Source organism: Rhodopirellula sp. JB055, assembly GCF_043100905.1.
In the GTDB taxonomy this organism is placed as follows: domain Bacteria; phylum Planctomycetota; class Planctomycetia; order Pirellulales; family Pirellulaceae; genus Rhodopirellula.
This window is the reverse complement of record NZ_JBICHO010000146.1, coordinates 1-18594: the sequence shown is the minus strand read 5'-3', so window position 1 is coordinate 18594 and position 18594 is coordinate 1. Positions and strand designations below refer to the sequence as shown.

13 protein-coding genes are annotated in these 18594 nt (G+C 55.7%); 5 read left to right on the top strand and 8 right to left on the bottom strand.

Going from position 1 to position 18594, the window contains the following annotated elements; all coding sequences use genetic code 11:
* Position 1 precedes the first annotated feature (1 nt).
* Positions 2-3988: an FG-GAP-like repeat-containing protein gene (locus ACF8AM_RS06060; protein WP_392554761.1), complete on the top strand. Its 3987-nt coding sequence runs from the start codon at positions 2-4 to the stop codon at positions 3986-3988.
* A 38-nt stretch (positions 3989-4026) separates the two neighbouring features.
* Here ACF8AM_RS06060 and ACF8AM_RS06055 read toward each other — a convergent pair whose 3' ends face one another.
* The 5 genes from ACF8AM_RS06055 to ACF8AM_RS06035 all read right to left on the bottom strand — a co-directional run bounded on the left by ACF8AM_RS06055 (position 4027) and on the right by ACF8AM_RS06035 (position 10233).
* The gene (locus ACF8AM_RS06055; RefSeq protein ID WP_392554760.1) at positions 4027-4233 is read right to left on the bottom strand and encodes a hypothetical protein; all 207 of its coding nucleotides are present in this window, start codon (positions 4231-4233) and stop codon (positions 4027-4029) included.
* A 3-nt stretch (positions 4234-4236) separates the two neighbouring features.
* Positions 4237-5013, bottom strand: coding sequence for a sulfite exporter TauE/SafE family protein (locus tag ACF8AM_RS06050; RefSeq protein ID WP_392554759.1), 777 nt, complete (start codon positions 5011-5013; stop codon positions 4237-4239).
* Positions 5010-5423 (bottom strand): nucleotide pyrophosphohydrolase, encoded by a 414-nt coding sequence (locus tag ACF8AM_RS06045; protein WP_392554758.1) that lies wholly within the window; start codon positions 5421-5423, stop codon positions 5010-5012. Before ACF8AM_RS06045 ends, ACF8AM_RS06050 begins: the two co-directional genes overlap by 4 nt.
* An 18-nt stretch (positions 5424-5441) precedes the next feature.
* A complete protein-coding gene (locus ACF8AM_RS06040) occupies positions 5442-6560 on the bottom strand; it encodes an FG-GAP-like repeat-containing protein (RefSeq protein WP_392554769.1) in 1119 nt (372 codons plus the stop codon).
* Between the two features lie 148 nt (positions 6561-6708).
* Positions 6709-10233 (bottom strand): mechanosensitive ion channel domain-containing protein, encoded by a 3525-nt coding sequence (locus ACF8AM_RS06035; RefSeq protein ID WP_392554757.1) that lies wholly within the window; start codon positions 10231-10233, stop codon positions 6709-6711.
* Between the two features lie 487 nt (positions 10234-10720).
* On the opposite strand from ACF8AM_RS06035, the gene ACF8AM_RS06030 reads away from it, so the two are divergent.
* Together ACF8AM_RS06030 and ACF8AM_RS06025 are read left to right on the top strand one after the other, a co-directional pair.
* A complete protein-coding gene (locus tag ACF8AM_RS06030) occupies positions 10721-11944 on the top strand; it encodes a hypothetical protein (protein ID WP_392554756.1) in 1224 nt (407 codons plus the stop codon).
* 101 nt (positions 11945-12045) lie between these two features.
* Complete coding sequence (locus ACF8AM_RS06025) at positions 12046-13542, top strand: RtcB family protein (protein ID WP_392554755.1); 1497 nt, start codon at positions 12046-12048, stop codon at positions 13540-13542.
* 1 nt (position 13543) lies between these two features.
* Here the strand turns inward: ACF8AM_RS06025 and ACF8AM_RS06020 are convergent, their stop codons facing one another.
* Both ACF8AM_RS06020 and ACF8AM_RS06015 read right to left on the bottom strand, forming a co-directional pair.
* Entirely contained in the window at positions 13544-14530 is a 987-nt protein-coding gene (locus ACF8AM_RS06020; RefSeq protein WP_392554754.1) for a Gfo/Idh/MocA family protein, read from the bottom strand.
* Positions 14531-14569: 39 nt separating this feature from the next.
* Positions 14570-16330 carry an alkaline phosphatase gene (locus ACF8AM_RS06015; RefSeq protein ID WP_392554753.1) on the bottom strand — a complete coding sequence of 587 codons (1761 nt, stop codon included), beginning with the start codon at positions 16328-16330 and terminating at the stop codon, positions 14570-14572.
* 413 nt (positions 16331-16743) lie between these two features.
* Between ACF8AM_RS06015 and ACF8AM_RS06010 the strand changes: the two genes are divergently transcribed.
* Both ACF8AM_RS06010 and ACF8AM_RS06005 read left to right on the top strand, forming a co-directional pair.
* Complete coding sequence (locus tag ACF8AM_RS06010) at positions 16744-17307, top strand: hypothetical protein (RefSeq protein ID WP_392554752.1); 564 nt, start codon at positions 16744-16746, stop codon at positions 17305-17307.
* Position 17308: 1 nt separating this feature from the next.
* Entirely contained in the window at positions 17309-17812 is a 504-nt protein-coding gene (locus ACF8AM_RS06005) for a response regulator (RefSeq protein WP_392554751.1), read from the top strand.
* A gap of 130 nt (positions 17813-17942) precedes the next feature.
* Here ACF8AM_RS06005 and ACF8AM_RS06000 read toward each other — a convergent pair.
* Positions 17943-18594, bottom strand: a 652-nt coding sequence (locus ACF8AM_RS06000; protein WP_392554750.1) for a hypothetical protein, incomplete at its 5' end; no start/stop codon positions are given.

Sequence of the window (18594 nt, the reverse complement as noted above, 5' to 3'; positions counted from 1 at the left end):
GATGCTATCGGTGACTTCGTCTCAATCCCCTTCCGGCAATCAATCTCCGGCTAACAATCAGTCCAATTTCGGCGTGTGGCTGATCGCCCTCGTCGTCCTTGGGTCGCTGGCCGGATTCAGTTATTGGTTCACTCGCGTTCCCGGCGATCTGGCTGACGACGACATCGTCGCAGGCGTCGACGGCGAAGCCCAGCAAGTCGCGTCGAAAAACCTCGACCTGAATCGCGTTGCGTTGGCATCGATGGAAAACTTGGAAACCGATGATGCCGAGACGGCATGGGCATCACTTTCCAAGTCTCGTCCGGAAGACCTCTCGATCGCCTTGAACCGGGCCCTGAACCGAGCCCTGACGATCGACGAATTGTCCGCTGTCGCCACCGACGCTTCTGCAAAACCAGAAGAAAAGCAGGCGGCTCGACAACGCCTCGCGGGATTGCTCTCCGAAACTCGTGGTCTGATCGAAAAGTATGTTGAACTTGGCGGCGATTCCAATCTCGCCACTTGGATGAACGCTCGCGTCGATTTGAACGAAGCCAAACTGCTACCACGCTCCGTGACGCAGTCCATTCGCAAGGAGGTTTTCGGGCGGTTGATCGAAGCGATCCAAAACCCAGGCCAAACCAAGGGTGCCCCCAAAAACTCAATCCTTTTAGCCGGGACGCTGACCCAAGTCATTGATGTTCTAGAAGATCCCATCCGTGGGATTCCGCCCACCATCATGCGTCCCGCTGCAGCCGCGCTGACACAGCTATCCAATCAACAACCCAACAACCTTTATCTGGCAGTTCGCGCCGCAAGACTAGGAATCGCGAATCAATCAGAATCCGCCGTGGAGGCGATTCGGCGAACGCAAACCCTCGCCGCGTCGATCGAACCCACCCTTCGCCAACAGACCGCCCCCATTGGAAAGACGCCTGGTGAGTTGGTCGATGGAATCGTGGCATCGGTGGAAGCCAGAGAGTTCGAAGCAGCCGAAAACCAAATGATGCTCTGGTTCAACCTGCTCAACTCGACCGAGCTGATCAAAACCGATCGTCGCCGAGCCTCACCGCACCCGCTGGATTTGATTCAGTTCGATTCGCTGCGCCGCCTGTCAGCAGAAGTGTCCCAGCAAGCTCGCATCCCATCGGCGTCGACTTCCTTGTCGTTTGACATCGAAACGTTGAACCTCAAGGCAGCAGCAAATTCAGAGGAAGCAAACCTACAACGGCCAAACGATCTCGTTCCCATCGACGCCAATCTCGATCTTCAGATGGACCTGGTCTCAATGCATTCTCGCGAGGACTCCACGCAAGTCGTTCTTTGGATGCAAGGTGATGATGAATGGAAACAGTACGGGGCATTGGAATTGGACGGGCAGTGGAACGGCATGATGGTCGCAGATCTGTTCATGGTTGATTCCAGTTCACCTGGAAGACTTCGGCAAAACTCCACCTCACAAAGCCACAACACGATTCGAAGCCTGGTCCTATACGGTAAGTCGGGTGCTCAATTGGTCGTGGTCGACGGAAGAGACTTCAGCACCGCGGATGCAACCGGTGACAACGCATTGAAGAAAGACACCGCCGAGGGGCTGGAGACGCTCGAAAACGTCCGCGCGATGATCAGCGGCGATTTCGAAGGCGATGGTGACCTCGACATCATGGCGGCGACCGAGCGCGGTTGGGAACTGTTGATCAATCGAGGCAACCGAACCTTTTTCCCGCTGCCAACCAATGAACAACAAGCGACCTCGTGGGACCAAGACGATCCCCCCGTGGCGTTCGCCATCGCTGACTTGGATCGTGACTTGGACCTTGACGTTGTGACGGTCCACCCAAAATCCGGCCGCGTCGGATGGATCGAAAATTTGCTGCATTTGCAGTTTCGATTTTCCTACCTGGATGACATCCCAGTTTTGCCAGGCGTTGATTCGTTGGCCATCGAAGACATCGATGGCAATGTGTCTTGGGACATCGTGCTGGGATCGCCTGAAGGTGGCCAACTCGTGCTGTCACATACCGGCGACATTGGCGTCTGGCGGGTGGATGCCGTCACGCCACTCTCTTGGCCGACAAATGCAAGCGAACCACCGGCATCAAAATCCGAAACAGGCTCACTTGTCGTCGCCGATTTGGACAACGACAGTTTTTTCGAATGCATTCGTGGTGGAGTGGCCTCCTCTGCGATCGAACTAGTGCCCACGTCAAACTCGGAAGATTCCGCAGCAAAGTTTGGCCCACCACAGGAACTGAAGTGGAACGGCGAGACTGCCTCGCATACGGTTCACGTTCGTTCGGCGGTCGACTTCGACGGCGACTTGAGGCTTGATCTGGTGGGCTGGTCTGAATCGGACGCTCCCGATTCAGCTTCGATTTCCGTCGCTTCCAACTCAAGCGAATTGGAAGGCAAAGCCGTCGCGGTTCGCTTCAAAGGCATCGATGACAACAACGCCAACAGCGGCCGCGTCAATCACTATGCCGTGGGCTCGGTTCTAGAACTTCGGTTTGGCCCGCACTATCAATCACGAATTGTCACCGAACCTTCCACGCACTTTGGACTCGATGGTTTGCTCGGCCCAGGGAACTTACGAGTTATCTTCCCGAACGGTCTGACTCAGTCGATCCCCAAGATTGAACCGGGCGTCATGATTGAAGAAGAACAAACGCTCAAGGGATCGTGCCCTTACCTGTATGCCTTCAATGGGGAACGATTTGAGTTTGTTACCGATTGCTTGTGGGCCGCACCGCTGGGGCTGCAAACTTCCCCCGGCGTCGTCGTGCCCGATCGTCCGTGGGAACACCTGCTCGTCGAAGGCAAATTCCTGGCTCCCAAAGAGGGGGCCTACGAACTGCGAATCACCGAGGAACTTTGGGAGGTCGCCTACTTCGATCAATTGGGTTTGTCCGCAATCGATCACCCTCAAGACGTCGTCGTATTCACCAACGAAAAAGTCGGCCCGCCATCGGTCGCTGAACCGACGATCCACGCCTTCGACCGGTCTGAATTGAGTCCGATCTCGAATGCCACCGACACCGCGGGAACCGACGTCACCTCGCTTCTTCGCGAAACGGATGGAGCGCACGTGCAAGGGTTCGAACATCGCCACCGACAAGGTCTCTGCCCGCCTCATTGGATCGACCTGGACCTCAGCGATCGTGTCTCCAACGAGACCTCTAGCGATGCAAAAATTCACTTGGTTCTCAATGGCTGGATCCTTCCAACCGACACGTCACTGAACATTCAAATTGACCAGAACCCTGAACTTGCGTCGCCCGAACCACCGTCGTTGTGGGTCCCCAACGAAGCCTCAGAATCCGGTTGGAAGATGGCTTCGCCGTTCATCGGTTTTCCCGGTGGCAAGAACAAAACCATCGTGATCGATGTGACCGATTGGGTGAACCGCGACGACGCTCGCGTGCGAATCCGCACCACCAACCAAATTTACTGGGACTCGGCTGCCGTTTCCGTTCGAACCGCAGACGAGATCAAACGTCTCAACGACCTGGTTCATGTCCAACCGCTGCAACTGCAGTCTGCCGAGGTGGCTTGGCATGGTTTCTCACGGCGGATCGATCCGGGGCCCAAACAACCAGAGACCTACGACTACCAAACTGCCAAAGACGCACCCCGCTGGCCGCCTTTGGATGGACCGCTCACGAAGTACGGACCAGTCAGAGACTTGATTACCGAGTGGGATGACTCGATGGTTGTCATCAGCGGCGGCGATGAAATTCGCCTGCGTTTCGCCGTTCCCAAGGAACCCCTCGTCGGTGCCCAACAACGCGATTTTGTATTGCACGGCGTGGGCTGGGACAAAGACGCTGACCTGAACACTTTGTCGGGTCAATCCACGTTGCCGCTGCCATTCCAAGCGATGAGCAAGTACCCGCCGACCGCTTCGCAAACCGATGAAGCGACTGAATCTCGCCAAACCAACGCCAACCACCTTTCGCGAAAACAACCGTTTCGCAAATTCTGGTCGCGGGGCGAGGTGACACGGGAGTGACCGAGCCTTACGCCCGATCGCCCGAATGAAACGCTCGCTCACGAAGCGTGCTGGACAGCGGATTTTTTCATCATCCGCAGGTTCAAGAACTCAACCTTCATCGAGAACGCCATCGCGCAGTAGACGTCGCCTTTGCTGATCGGCGTCCCCACCGCTTCGCTGAACAAGACCACCGAAATCAGAATCAAGAATGACAACGCCGGCATCTTGACCGTGGGGTGCTGCTGCAAAAAGTCACGGACCAAGAATCAGGCAGGTGACAACCAAGGTGCCGCCAAACCAGCCACCCCCATCAGCAACAACAGTGCCATTGTGACCCGACGCAGACGCTGTGCTCCCAAGGCGGTGCCAACCTGCAATCCAACCCAAGTGACCAACAGCAAAACAGGAATCGCAGCAGCGGCAATCAACGCCGGGGGAATCACGCGAGCCCCAAAGAACCAAATCAGAACAGCAATTCCCGGCGCCAAACTGATCAAATACATCGAGAATAAAAAACCACGCATTCGCCGTGTGTCCCAGTCATGAGCTTGGACCCAAAGCACCATCGGTGGACCGCCCATCCCAACCAAACCCTGCAGAAAACCAGAGAGTGGAAACACGAGGAATCCCCAAATTGGATCGACCTGATCTCGCGGACGTGGCCGAAACAACATGGTTGTCAACGTGGCCATCAACACCGCAGCGCCAACAACTTGCCGCAGTGTCACCATCGAAAACGATTCCATCCACTGCAGCGTCAACACGCCAGCGGGCAAGAACAATAAACGAGCTGCCCCAGGCCCAACGAGACGTTTCTTGTCCAGCGAATCACGAAACGAAATCACGCCCCATAAATTCTGTGGGATGGTCGCAACCAACAACGAAGTTTGGGCTTCAGGGATCGAGTAACCCGCCCACAGCAGCAACGGAACGATCACCAAACCGCCGGCGAAACCGGCGGCCGCTTGCACAAAGATCCCCAAGCAAAGGATGCTCACCAACTGCCACGTCGACGGCTGAGCCAGGATTTCCAAAAAGCTCACGAGGATTCCGACGGCTTCGATTTTTGATCAGTCACGTCGCCAACCAACTTCGCATTGTTGCGATGCCGTGACACATCTCGACGAGTTTTCTTCTCGAGGTTTCGACTCAACGCATCCGTCAGATCAATGCCTGATTGATTGGCCAAGCAAATCACGACGAACATCACGTCGGCCAACTCATCGGACAACTCCCCCAAAACCGCTCCCGGCTTGGTCGATTGCTCCCCTTTGGTGCGGGAGAGAATTCGTGCGACCTCGCCAACCTCTTCGACCAATTGAGCCAAATTGGTCATCTCGTCGAAATACCGAACGCCAATGGTTTGAATCCACTGGTCGACCTGATTCTGTGCATCCGCAATCGAAATCGAAGGCGTCGTGAGATCATTCGCGTCCGAAGCAGATTGCGACATCGATATTTTGAGAGGGCGTCAGGGTTTGGCGAGCAAAAGGTACGTGCCGCTTTTTCCAGCCACAGCCAAGTCCGTTTTGCCGTCCTCGTTGAAGTCTTCAGCAACGATTTGCAATCCGGTTCCAACGCGGCCTTCGTCGATCACGTGGCGTTGGAATGATTTTGACGCAATATCGAAAGAGTACCAGTACAGACAAGGCACTTCCTTCCCGCCGGGATCGTTTCCGTTGTGGGCGTAATAGCGTTTCCCCGTCACCAAATCTTGTTTGCCGTCCCCGTCCAAGTCGACCCAAATCATCGAGTGAGGCTGGCTGAACCGGCGATCGATCTCGTGCTTTTTCCACTGAATCGATCCGTTTTCCTCAACGCCGATGTTCTCCCACCACTGCAATCCGTAGTTGTGTCCTTCGCCATAGATCAGGTCCTGATCCCCATCCTCGTCAATGTCTTCAATCAACATTGGCAAACTGGCATGCAACTTCCAGTCCCGGTGAGCGATCCAGGGCTGCCCCCAGGGATTCTCAGCGGGTTGTTCGTACCATCCCCAACCAACCAGGATGTCGTTTCGACCATCGCCATTGATGTCGCCGACTCCGATCCCGTGACCGTTGAACTCTTCCCCTAGAACGTGGCGTTTCATTTCATAGGTTGGTTCCGCGTCCGCTCTTGATTCAGTCGGTTCAAGTCGCCAGATCACCGTCGGGACTTCATTCTTCCAACTGTTGACGATCCATTCCGGCCGACCATCCCCGTCGATATCTTCAAACAATTGACCTTCATTGGCGGAGGCTCCCGTGTCGACCAAGGTGGACTCGGGCCACATCTTTCCCAAACGCAGAGCGTCCTCGCCCGGATTGCGGTACCACTTCACTTCGGTGGGCAAAAACGATCCGGCGATGACATCCAATCGTCCGTCAGAATCGACGTCGAACAGGTAATCGCCGTTGCTCTGAACGTAACCGTTCCAATCTTCGATCGCTCGCAAGGGACGGGGAGCCCAATCGCCATTGCGGAACCAATTGCGACCGGCGACCAAGTCGGTCTTGCCATCGCCGTCGACATCTCCTGCTGCGATGCCCTCGTTCGCGTCCAGCGTCAACAAACGAATGTCAAACGACAACGTCTCCTCCGCCGACACACCAGCAACCGGGGCCGACAAAGATCCGAGCAAACAAACACCCGCCAACAGTCTACGAAACCGCATCAAAGAATAACTCCAAAAGAAGAACATCACTTTTCGCGGTCATTGTAGTTCAAAGCGGGCCTTCCCTGGACGTCCCACCCAGTCAACTCTTTGCGGAAGCTGCTAGATGTTCCGCCAACTCCGGAGGCAAGGAACGTAAATGCAAATCGCGTTGCGGGAAGGCGATTTCCAAACCGGCGGCATTGAACCGTTTGTTGATCTCTGTGTGAAGCTCATGAATGGTCTTCAAACGGTCATCCAACGTCGACAAATAACACCGGAGCACCAAGTTCAAAGTCGAATCGCCAAAGCCCTCAAATGTCACCACCGGTCCAGGATCCTTCGCGATTTTAGAATGGTCATCGCAAATCGACCGCAGCAGATCACAGGCGGCTTCGGTGTCACTGCCGTAGGCAACTCCCACATTGACAACGATCCGGTTGGTGCTGTCGCTCAAGGTCCAGTTCACCAGTCGCCCGGTGATCAAGTCTTTGTTCGGGATGATCAATTCCTGACGATCCCAGTTCGTGACGGTAGTCGCGCGAATTCGAATCCGTGCCACCACGCCAGTTGTGTCACCAAGCGTGACGACGTCGCCAACGCGAATCGGTTGTTCGAACAACAGAATCAAACCACTGATAAAATTCGCGAAAATCTCTTGCAGGCCAAAACCGAGTCCCACGCCCAAGGCCGCAACGAGCCACTGGATGTTTTGCCAATGCAATCCGAGCGCCTTGCCCGTCATTAATATCCCGATCGTAATCAGCCCGTAGGTACCAAGTGTCGTGATCGCGTATCGGGCCGGTTTGTCCAACGGCAACCGTTCCAGCAACACGCCTTCGATCAAACCCGGCAAGTTCCGCACCGACACCCAAGTCAACACGATGATCGGGATCGCAAACACAATGTTCTTCAGCGTGACCGGAGAAACCGTGCCGTCCGCGTCGATGGTGGTCCACCCCAACTTGACCTGATTCAGGTATTCAACCGCTGGCAACACCGGCGACCACACCAGAGCAATTCCCACCAATGCAACAATGAACAAGATCGTCTGCAACAACCGAGTTGTCTGAGCATTGATTTCGGATGCTTCCATCGAATTGCTTGGCTCGATCTCGACTCCGCCCGCCCCCAAACGCTCTGATTCTTCCAAGCGTTCTCGGTGAACCGCCATCGTCAATCGACGGCGGTTGGTGAGCAACCAACGGTTGACGAATCCGCTGACGTAGTAAGTCAGCAAGCACAGCCACAAGGTTAAATAAAGCTGTTCCGCCAAGACCCGGGCGCCGCTACTCAGGCCGATCAAGGCGATGACCGCGAGTGCAAGCGGCACTGCCAAAATGAAACCGAACCAGATGAACCGCAACCGAGACATCCAGCCATTTGGATTGAGCTGAATGTGCTTCGAAAAGACACCGGATACGGGTGAGAAGGATCGCCACAGGACAACGCTGATCAAAATCATTCCCAGTACAAACATGACACGGCTGAGTGCCGCTGCGGCTTGCCAGCGTCCAAGACTCTCCGCGATGCCATAAAAAATTAAAAACGGTACGCCGATGTCGATCATCAATCGCAACCACTTACGCAGCGGTGCGATGGCGGTCTCGTCGGCACCAAAGTGTGCAACGGCCAACCCTTCACGCCGCAAACATTGCCGCAACAATTCCACCGGCAGCACCGCCACAGACGCCAAATGAAACGCCTTGGCAGTCGCCCGAACAATCGCTTCATTGGCTCCCGAGGCCGACAACGCGTCGCCGAGGATCCAGAGCAATCCGACCAACGGCAAAACCAACGCCCAGGACAACAATGTGGCCGCTAACGTTGGTTTCAATGAAACGCTTTGACGACTGCGAGCACGTTCCCCATGGGTCGCAATTCGCCGACGCAAACGGGATCCCGCGTACAAAATCGTGAAGATCGCGATCACTCCAATCGCAATCAACTCAGGACGATTGAGCAACCCCTTGAGCACGCATGTCGCCAATAGCAGCAAGTTATCAGGGTGCACGATCGCACGAAAAACCTGCCATGACACCACCAAGTCTTTCAACCGGAACGCTGGCTGGCTTTTGATCCAAACAATTTTCGTATCAATCGTCGAGTTGAGGTCGATGACCAATCGCTGCTTTTGTTCCAACTGGCTTTGCAGACTGACCATTTGGACGATGTAGTCACTCAGGTCGGAGATGAACTTGTTGACCAAACGAACTTCATCCTCGGACAATTCCCCCTGCGGAATCGAAATGCCTTCGATGTTCTCCAGCGAGAGCCCGATGGATGAATTGTCCAGAATTCCTTCGAGAGCCAATTCCAGTTGAGTCTGAAGCGCGCGGTTGCTTTCGATGCTCCGACGCAACTCGACAATACGAGCTTGGATGGGCGTGAGGTTAGGAAGTTTGTTCTTGAGCAGCAACAATTCGACTCCCAACGTGCTGCTCAGACCGCCAGACGTTGAAAGGTTCTCTTCGAGGTCCTTTTCGATTTTCGATCGGCGTTCGGACAACTTGTCGAGTTCCGCCGTTTCGTCAGTGAGAGACCGACTGATGCGATCCTTTTCCCCCGCGATTCGCATCCACCGATCTTCGAGCGACAAGATCAACGACTGACTCGGATCGCCGCCATTGGCTTCCATTTTCCGTTTGAAGTCGTTCAGGTCTTTGCTGATTTCGCTCTGGCGTTTCTTGGCGAGCGTCGCCGACCAGGCTTGCGCTTTCGCTTCCGCTTCGGCCAATTCCTTCTCCGCTGCTGTCTTCATCAACGGCAACAAATCGGCTTGTGATTCCAAGAGCGTTTGTTGTTGTTGGTAAGCCGCCAATCGCTGGCGAGCTTCTTCCAACCTGGCCTTCAAATCAGCCTCGCGGACATGGCGTAAACGTCCATCCGGATCATCGTTGATTTCGCCAATCGTTTCGCTTGATAAAGCTTCGATTTCTTTGCGAGCCTGAACGATCTGCTCGGGCAGTTTCTCCAACGACTCCTTCCGAGCCGCGATGTCGGACTCAATTTTCTGCAACTTGCTGCGAGCGGTGTCCAAGCTGAGATTTGCCTCTGCTTGCCTCTGCTGAATTTGCTCGATCGCCATGTAGCGATCTGTTTCGATTGGCTCGATCACCACTTCTTGCGCAGCAAGCGTTTTGTAGCGTTTCTTTTCCTCCGCCATTGAAAGCAATGACTTCTCATACGACGCCACGCGATTGACAGCTTCCTGACGCGCCGTCAACGCAGCCTGAAGACTCTTCAGTGAATCCAACAACCGAGTCTTCAGCATCGGATCGAGGGTCGCGTTGTTGTTCACCGATTCGATTTCCGCAGCAACCGCCTCCACGTTGCTCAGGTCATTCTTGGGTTGGGGAACGCTCTCTTTGGTCCCTTTCGCCGACGTGCCAGACGCCTCATCGGCTTGGAACGGGGTGAACGCAGCGACCTGCAGAACCGTCTGCTCCGGCGCAGGTGATTGAGCAAGAGATCGATCAGCCCCCGATCCAACACCTTGACCGTTTGCGGTGCCAGCGCATACCGCCCAGCCACAAACGGTTGCCCCCACAAAAATCGCGGTGGGAATCACGGGCGGTCGAGCGGTTCGGGAACGACCGGAGTGAATGATTGGTCCGTCAAGGAACATGGTGAATCGTCGAAACGAGGTGTCTGTGAATACTGAAAATTGCGTCGAAACCAAGCCCGCCAAGTGTCATGAAAAGCAACTGGCGACCGAAAGCCCAAACGCAAGCGTCCCGCAAAATCAAAGCCGCAATTCCCCGTGAAGGTTCTCAATCGCGGAAATCATGACCTTGTCAAATGCTGTCAAATCTTGGGGGATCCAAATGCCATGCGAAAAACCAGGGTGATACATTGACTTGGTACACCGATTTTTGGTAGCTGCGTTGACCATGCACCAAATCTCCTCGCACGACGCACTCCCAACCGCTCCAACACGAATTGAATTCGTGAAGGGGCGTTTCGCGTTTCGGCGTTCCGCCTGCAACAGGGCCGTCGCCCCGTTGTCAGGCCCGCTCTCCGTCCTCTGGCTCTTGCTAGCGTGCTTCGCGGTAGGCGGGACCCTCCCACTCACCAGTGTTTTGGCGCAATCCGGTGCGTCGGCGAGCCGTGGCGTGGCAACTGCAGACTCGTCTGAGTCCAACGTTGCCCCAACCAATTTTGTCCTGCTTCGCAATGACCGTGTTCTTCGAGGAAACGTGCAGGTCGCCGACGAATCGGTCGTCATACGTCGGGGTGGTTCGGAAATTCGACTCCCAGCCAAAGAGGTGATCGGAGCACGAGACAGCCTGGAATCGCTCTTTGAACTCCGCCAAAAATGGCGTGACCCCAGGACCTCGGCACGACCGCTGATGCGAGCCTTGTCGGCCGCTCGCTGGTGCGTTGACCACGGCCTGCATTCGCAAGCGGTCCAGCAGTTGATGTTGGTCTACCGATTGGATCCAGACAACACCGAAGCCAAGCACCTGGAATCCAGGCTTCGAAACGCTGTCCAGCCCGACGAATCCCATTCAACATCCAGTGAGGTCCATCAGGCCAACTACGTCGAGATGTCGAACGAGCAGGTTGCCACAGCGGTTTCGACCAACGGCGACGAGCGTCCATATTTAGCGGAGTCATCCGAGGAAAACACGCCGATTGATCGACTGCACCGAGACGTGATGAACTCTTGGTTGCTGCATGCTTTCACCGCAAGAGTTCAGCCCATCCTGTTGGCTCGATGCGCTCAATGCCACGACCAGAATTGGAAAGATGAGGTTGGAGACTTCCACCTGAATCGTCCGATTCACTCCAGTCGCCCAACCCGACAAATCACCGAGGCCAACCTGCGCGAGATTCTGAAACATTGCGTTCCCGGCGATCCCGCGGCCAGTCCCTTGCTGAAAATGGCCAAACAGGACCATGGCCTGCTAACTTCCGTCCGCCCACCCAACACATCGTTGCCACCGGATTCCGCTCTCTTCAAAACACTGCACAGCTTCGTCGACCAGCTACCGACGCTCAGCGAATTGCCGGCACCCACTGCAGAACCAATCGCTTCCCAAGCTCGAAACGAACATCCAAACCACCCCATCGCGATGGCATCGCATTTGGAAGGGGCCTCGGTCCCCAATTCGTCCCTCGGAGAGATCGAATCGGTTGCCGATTGGACGCCGTTCGAAAACCACGACGCCGGACTTCCGCCGAACGAGACTTCATCTCCTTCACAAACTGACAAACAAGAACGGGAACGGCCTCGGCGTCTGCCCAAAGTTGAACGACCTCTCTCCGAAGACCTCTTCAACCGCCAAACTGAATTGATCGAACTGTTCCGCGGAACACTCACCAGCAACGAGTGATGAAGCGAGCAGGGTTGCAAAGGTTTTCCCGCGAACCTTTGGCAACTTGGGTTCTCTTGTTGTTCAATCAACTGAAGGAAAGAACTCCAAAGGACGGTGCAATGGACACCATGCACGAAATGCTGCAAATCAGCGGCCCAGCGATCGCCACCTTGCCCGTCGGTGACGAATGCTCGCCGATCACCGTGATCGGCACCAATCCCATCCGGCAATCATTTGGCGGCCAAACGTTTCAACAAGCGATCAACAGTCGCCTGGCACCGGGCGTGTCGCAAGTGGTGTTGAATCCGGATGCACACGTCGGGTACGGCGCCCCAGTCGGCTGCGTGATGGTTTCGCCCACTCACGTGTATCCCGGTCCTGTGGGAGTCGACATCAAGTGCAGCATGAGTTTACTGCAAACCGATTTGCCGGAAGAGGCCATCTCGGACTGGAAGGTTCGCCGCCGAGTGATCCAAGCGATCGCGAAAAGGGTCCCTACCGGCGCAGGTCGTGGTCAACGGCACGTCCCCAAGAGTCGCAGCGTCGACGGCCCACTGGGATTCCAACTTGCTACTGAAGGGGCCTCCAAGTCCGTGCTCAAGAAACTGGGCATCCCCAAAGACTGGGCAAACCGCTGCGAAGACGCCTCCCATACTGCACCGGACGGATCCGTCGACACGCTCGCAGCGAGACTCCAGTGGATGGGGCGAGAACGAGACAAACAAGATCGGATTGAGAGTAAATTTCGGCAGTTAGGAAGCTACGGCGGCGGCAACCATTTTGGTGAAGCCGAAGTCGTCTCCTTGTCGCAGTCCCCCGACTTACGGGCGATCGGCGAACAGTGGGGACTGAAGCACGGACGCGTCGCGTTCTTGTCTCATTGTGGGTCGCGTGGATTTGGTCACGATTTGGCAATGGGGCAATTCCGAGCGATGAAGTCGCACTTCCAATCCAACGGCATTGCGTTTCCCGCCGGTGATCCACAACTGTGCTACGCCGAGGCGGACTCACCCGAAGGACAACGTTACCTTTGCGACATGGCGATGGGAGCGAATTTCGCGACGGTCAACCATTTGCTGATCAATCAATTGGTTCTCGAATCCTTCCGCGAAGTGTTCCCAGGAATCCGAGGCGAATTGATTTACTTCATCAGCCACAACATCGCCCGCCAAGAACCGGTCAACGGACGCCAACAGTGGGTCCATCGAAAAGGCGCAACGCGGGCATTCCCAGCCGGGCATGAACAATTAGCAGGCACCGATTTCGAATCGACCGGGCACCCGATCCTGTTGCCGGGAAATCCGCGTGACGGCTCCAGCATCATGGTCGCCCGTCCCGGTGCATCCGTGTCGGCATTCAGCGTCAACCACGGTGCTGGACGACAACTCAGCCGCACCAAAGCAAAGAAGAACCTCAGCCAATCGACCATCGACAAAAACCTGCTCGACCACGACGTCATCAGCAATTGCCGTGTCTACCCACGCGATGAAGCTCCCGATGCCTACAAAGACTTCGCGGAAGTTCTCAAGAGCGTCACCCAGGCGGGGCTGGCCGATGAGGTTGCGCGGCTGAAAGCGAAGTTCGTGCTCAAAGACGGCGCCCCCGCTGACGATTGACTCAAGTTCGAACGCCAGCAACTCCAGTCAAATCGCCAGCGTTCGCGTACGCCATGTCAATGACCTCATTGGTTTGCTTGCCCTGGCAACCATCGATTTTCGGGACGCGGCCTTTTTCCAGCGACTGCGTGAAGTCCTCAATCAATGGTGCGTGCAGGTTGTCCGCCGGCGGATGCAATTCTCGCGAGACTCCTTCCGCGGTGAACAGCATCAGTTCATCGCCATTGAGATCTTCGACGGTCACTCGCCCCTCCGTTCCGATGACTTCCAATCGGTCGGGAGTGTTGGTGGTACCGAAGTAGCATTGCAATACTCCGTGAGCACCGCATGTGAATTGCATCAGCAACGTCGCCACTTGCTCGGCTTCATAGTCAGGCGAATCGATTCGGCTGGATTGAACCGATTGGACGTCACCCATCAGGTGCAAGAACAGATCCAAGCGGTGAGAGCCAATGTCCATCAACGGTCCCCCACCACCACGAGCTAGCACCACCCGCCAATCATCGGCAGGGAACCGGTTGGGGTTTCCGGTCACGCAAGCGATCGACAACACACGGCCCAAAGTCCCTGATTCAATCAATTGCTTGACCCGCTCAACCGCAGGATAAAAACGTCGGTAGTACGCGACGCCCAAGGTCACTCCCGCTTCTTCACAGGCGGAGATCATCCGTTGGCAATGATCGGGATCGATCGCCCACGGTTTTTCGACCAAGACAAGCTTGCCCGCATTCGCCGCAGCGATCGTTTGCGGGCAGTGGCAGTCGACGGGTGTTGCAATGTAAACGGCGTCGACTTCGTCCGAGGCGATCAACTGCTCCGCGTTCGTGAATCGGTGCGGTACGGCGTGTTGATCAGCGAACTGATTCAGCTCTCGTTCACTACGACGACAAACGGCAACCAATTTGGAACGTGCGTCCCCCTTGATCGCCGCTGCAACGCGTTTGTGGGCAATGTCGCCCGTCCCAATCAGTCCCCAGCGAATAGCCATTGAGATTCAGTTCCTTTGGATCCGACGGGCTTGTTCAACTCAGCGGCTCGCCGCCGCGGCTTTCTTGGCCGCGTTGCTGATCGCATCGACGTTTTCGATCACCAAGAAGTGGCCGTGATCACTGGTGACGAACACCGCGGCGTCGTCCCATGCCTCGTTTTCTTCGACCCAGTTCACAATGCTCGCGAAGGCTCTGTCGCCACTGAGAACCGCACCAATGCTGCTGTCCAAATTATTCGCGTGGTTGGCCCAATCAACATCCCCTGCTTCAACCAACAACCAAAACTTCGACCGTTCGTCGGTGCCCTTTTTCGGAGCTGACAAAAACTGCAACGCGGACTGAGTCATGTCCGACAAAGTTGGGTTCTCAACCACGTCCGCTTGGGTGTAACGCTCCGTTCCTTTGACATCAAAGGTTGGATTGAAATTCCCATCGGCAGTTTGGAAAGGCAGGTGCCCGCCTTTGGTTCCGAAGAACCCGACCAAACGAGCGTCTTCCGCGATCGCTTTTTCAGTGGCTTCTCGAAGCACGTCCGCACCAGGACGACCTTCCGTCCGTTCGACCAACACATACGAGCCAGGTTTTCCTTCTGCGTAATTCTTCTTCAACGCATCACGATCCGACTCGTGAAAATACTTGTTGCCTTTCATGAAGTTCTCACCTTGAGATTTGTCGGCTCCGGTGCCCTCACCCCATCCGCCACCGATCAACAGGTCCAACCCAGGCAGCGGATCGTTGCGATGAGAAGAAGATGGCAATCCCACGAGATCCCGGCTGATGTCTTGATAATCCTGACGGATGACATTGTTCGCATACGAAGCGGCTGGTGTGGCATGGCTCACCGGGACGCTGGTCACCGACCCCACTTTGAACCCATCGGCTTGCAAGGCTTGAGCAATGGGCACCGCATGAGTCCCATCGGGCATCACGTTGATCGAACCGTTGTAAGTCTTCACGCCCGACATCAAGCTGGTTGCGGTGGCAGCAGAATCAGCGACCGTGTGAGGAACCAGTCGGTCTTGGCCGATCACATAATCACGACGCGATTGTTCGTGCCATGGCATACGACCTCCATGCCGAGGAGAGTATCCGCCGGTGGACTGATTGTTCGGTGCAGTGATCGTTTGCGAATTCACATCGACCTTTGCACTCGAAGCAAACGGTGTGGTCACCAGGAACGTGAAGTCCGTCTTCGTACCGCGATAATCTTGGATCAACAATCCAGTCCCGCGGCCGGTGTCATAGCGATTGCTTCGATTGTGATACAACGCCGCGGCTCGCGTGGTCGGCCAATCCATTCCGTCAAAGACCATCAGGATCACGTGCCGCTTGCCCGATTTGGCGGCCGCCATCTGCAGATCATAAACGTCGGTTTGATCGTGATAGCTCGCGTTTGAATTCAGAGTCTGCTCGTCCACGCGTCCAAAGTGTTCCTGCAAGCGTTCTGGGCTGCTGTACAGGCTTCCCTGCTCTCGCAGGTCATTCAGCGTGTAGCCAAACGTGTACAGCGGCACCATCCGATTGCTGTGGTTGGTCCAAGTGCTGTACTTCTTTGGGTTGCTGCCCCAGTGCCCCCAAGGTGCTGCTTGCTTCTTGATCGCGTTGGACTGCATTTCCCGCATCGGATCGACGACCGGTTCGCCGGAAGCATCCATTCCCGGGGCTCTCGGGTCGTCACTGTCGACCAGGTTTTTGGCTTTTTCAATGATCTTCCCAACGGTTTCTTCTGCAAAGGCTGGCGTGAACCCTACTGCGAGGGTGACGAAAAAAAGCCAACGAGCAACCAGTTGCAATCGCATTGAATTCATTGAATCAAAAAAGTTGGGAGGGTGGGCGTGTGAGGCGGGACATCTGCTGAAGTGACATCATGTCTTCAAAAGTCCACTCGTCAAACCGGGGGATGGCGAAGATCGTAATACGAAACGACGCAGAAGTGTCCTGAAAATGCGATCGACACCTTGCAGGAATACACAGCGTCTCCCCCAGTTGACGCTGCAGGTCTGGCAAACCGCAGCGACTAGAGGAAATCTGCGCCTCAATGAATTGCGATGACGTGACATTCGACGCCCCCGCACCGGCAAAATTCCTTGACGACCAGCCCCCACAATCGTACTCTCAAGGTCTCTGCTCCGGCCTCCATAAACGGGTCTTCCAGATCACGGGCCACCCAAGTAGAGCACGGGCCACCAAAGCACGGAGGAATTGCATTGGTATGACGAGCGCAAAACCCGACATTCGGACGGGCGGCTCATTGAGCGTCCCCTCCGCGACGGTCAGGGACGGTGACCATCCCTCCCTGACAATCCTGATCAATGCAGCTTTTCTGCAAGAGATCAAGGACAGCAACCCGACTCTATGGCTCGCAGCCAGTGAACTGAGAGCACTCTGCGAAACAGAACATTGGGACGCTGAAACGACCGGCCAGGCTCGCATCAAGCGATTTGTACGAGCCCTTTGTGAATTGAGAGACCTCATCGCCTTTCAATTTGGCTTGGAAGAATCCTACGGTTACCTTCGAACCTCCGGCTCGCCCCCCCAATCAGCGTGCCATTCACCTGGCTTCGAACAAGCCCAGCAGCAGCTTCAATTGGCTCTCGACCAACACCAAAGACTTTATCTGGATCTTTGTGATCTCGCTGAGCAAGCCGAGGAATTACAATACAGGGGTTGTGATCGATCGGCGGTGGTCAACTTTGCCGAACAAGTTGCCCACTTCACACGTCAGATGACCCGTCATGAACGTCTCGAAGCCGAACTGATCGAAAGGGAGCTGTAGAATGCTAGGCGATTCACGCACCAAACCAATGGAAATTCTGTTGGTCGAGGACGGCCTGGTCGACGCACGGGTGACGATTCATGCTCTGCGTCGCAGCGGTCTGCATCACCGGCTGACGTTGGTTCGCAGCGTTCACGAAGCCATTTTGTTCATGAAACGGACCGGCATCTTTGCCCGTGCCCCGCGTTTGGACCTGCTGCTCCTGGACATGATCCTTCCCGACGGCACCGGAATCGATGTCCTGGAAGAGATGCGCGAACTGCAGTCCGATGCCTCCCGCGTCACAACCGTGGTCTTGACCGCTTGCGAAGACGCGTCCTATCGAACCCGTTGCGATGAACTAGGGGTGTACGACTACATTCAAAAACCCGTCAGCGAAGATGAGTTCCTAAGAGTCGTTCGCGATCACAAAAAGCTGATGATTCACCTGCAGCAAGCCGCGGTGTCAGCCGCCGCAGGAAATCGCACGCCGGCACCCACTCCATCCGGAACGATGGGCGTCTGAACGGACACCTGGACTTTGCTTGAGCCTGCGATTGAGCTGGGCGTCACAAGACGCGTGCCTTCATGGGGTACCGTCTTCGATCGCCCTGAGTCTCATTGCCTCGAGCATCATTGATCGGCCGACTCGACGATCAATGAGTGGACGCAGACGAAGCGGATGGATGCGGGGCAGGTTTCTTGGTGCCGTGATCCAACTTTCTAATTCGCATCGAAATCGGAACCACGCTTCCCTGCAATGTCCAGCTTGGGTTCAGCACCAGTTCGTATCCGTCCGCCACGGCGACTTTCCAAACCAGGGCGAATGAGCCAACTCGAATCACGTGAATCCGCCCCGCGGTCGCGATTCGAAATCGAGCATGGGCTCTCACGCTGCGGTGGTTCACCGGATTGATTGCCGCCCAAACTTCCGTCCCTTCGACGCGGCCAACCTCTTTGCGAATTTCAGTTGGTTTGCGCGAGACCTTGGTACCGAACACCGCCTGAAGCAGCCGTGGATAGAGACCGCGACCGCGGGCCTCCGGCAACAACCGCGCCGCGAAAAGCCAGCGTTGGTGCTCCGCCAATTCGGCTTGTAAATGAAGATCCGAGTCAATGAATCGGTCTGTTGCGATCCAGGCACCGCCCACCACTTCATTCGAGGCGTCTTCACGGATAAAACCGTATGCGACAGGTGAACGTTCTGGGTTCGCATCATCTGGCAAGCTCTCTTCTTGCGGTCTCGAGCTCGGCTGGAAAAACGTCGCCTGTTCGACGCCCGCCAATTCTTGTGCGGTCTGAACGACA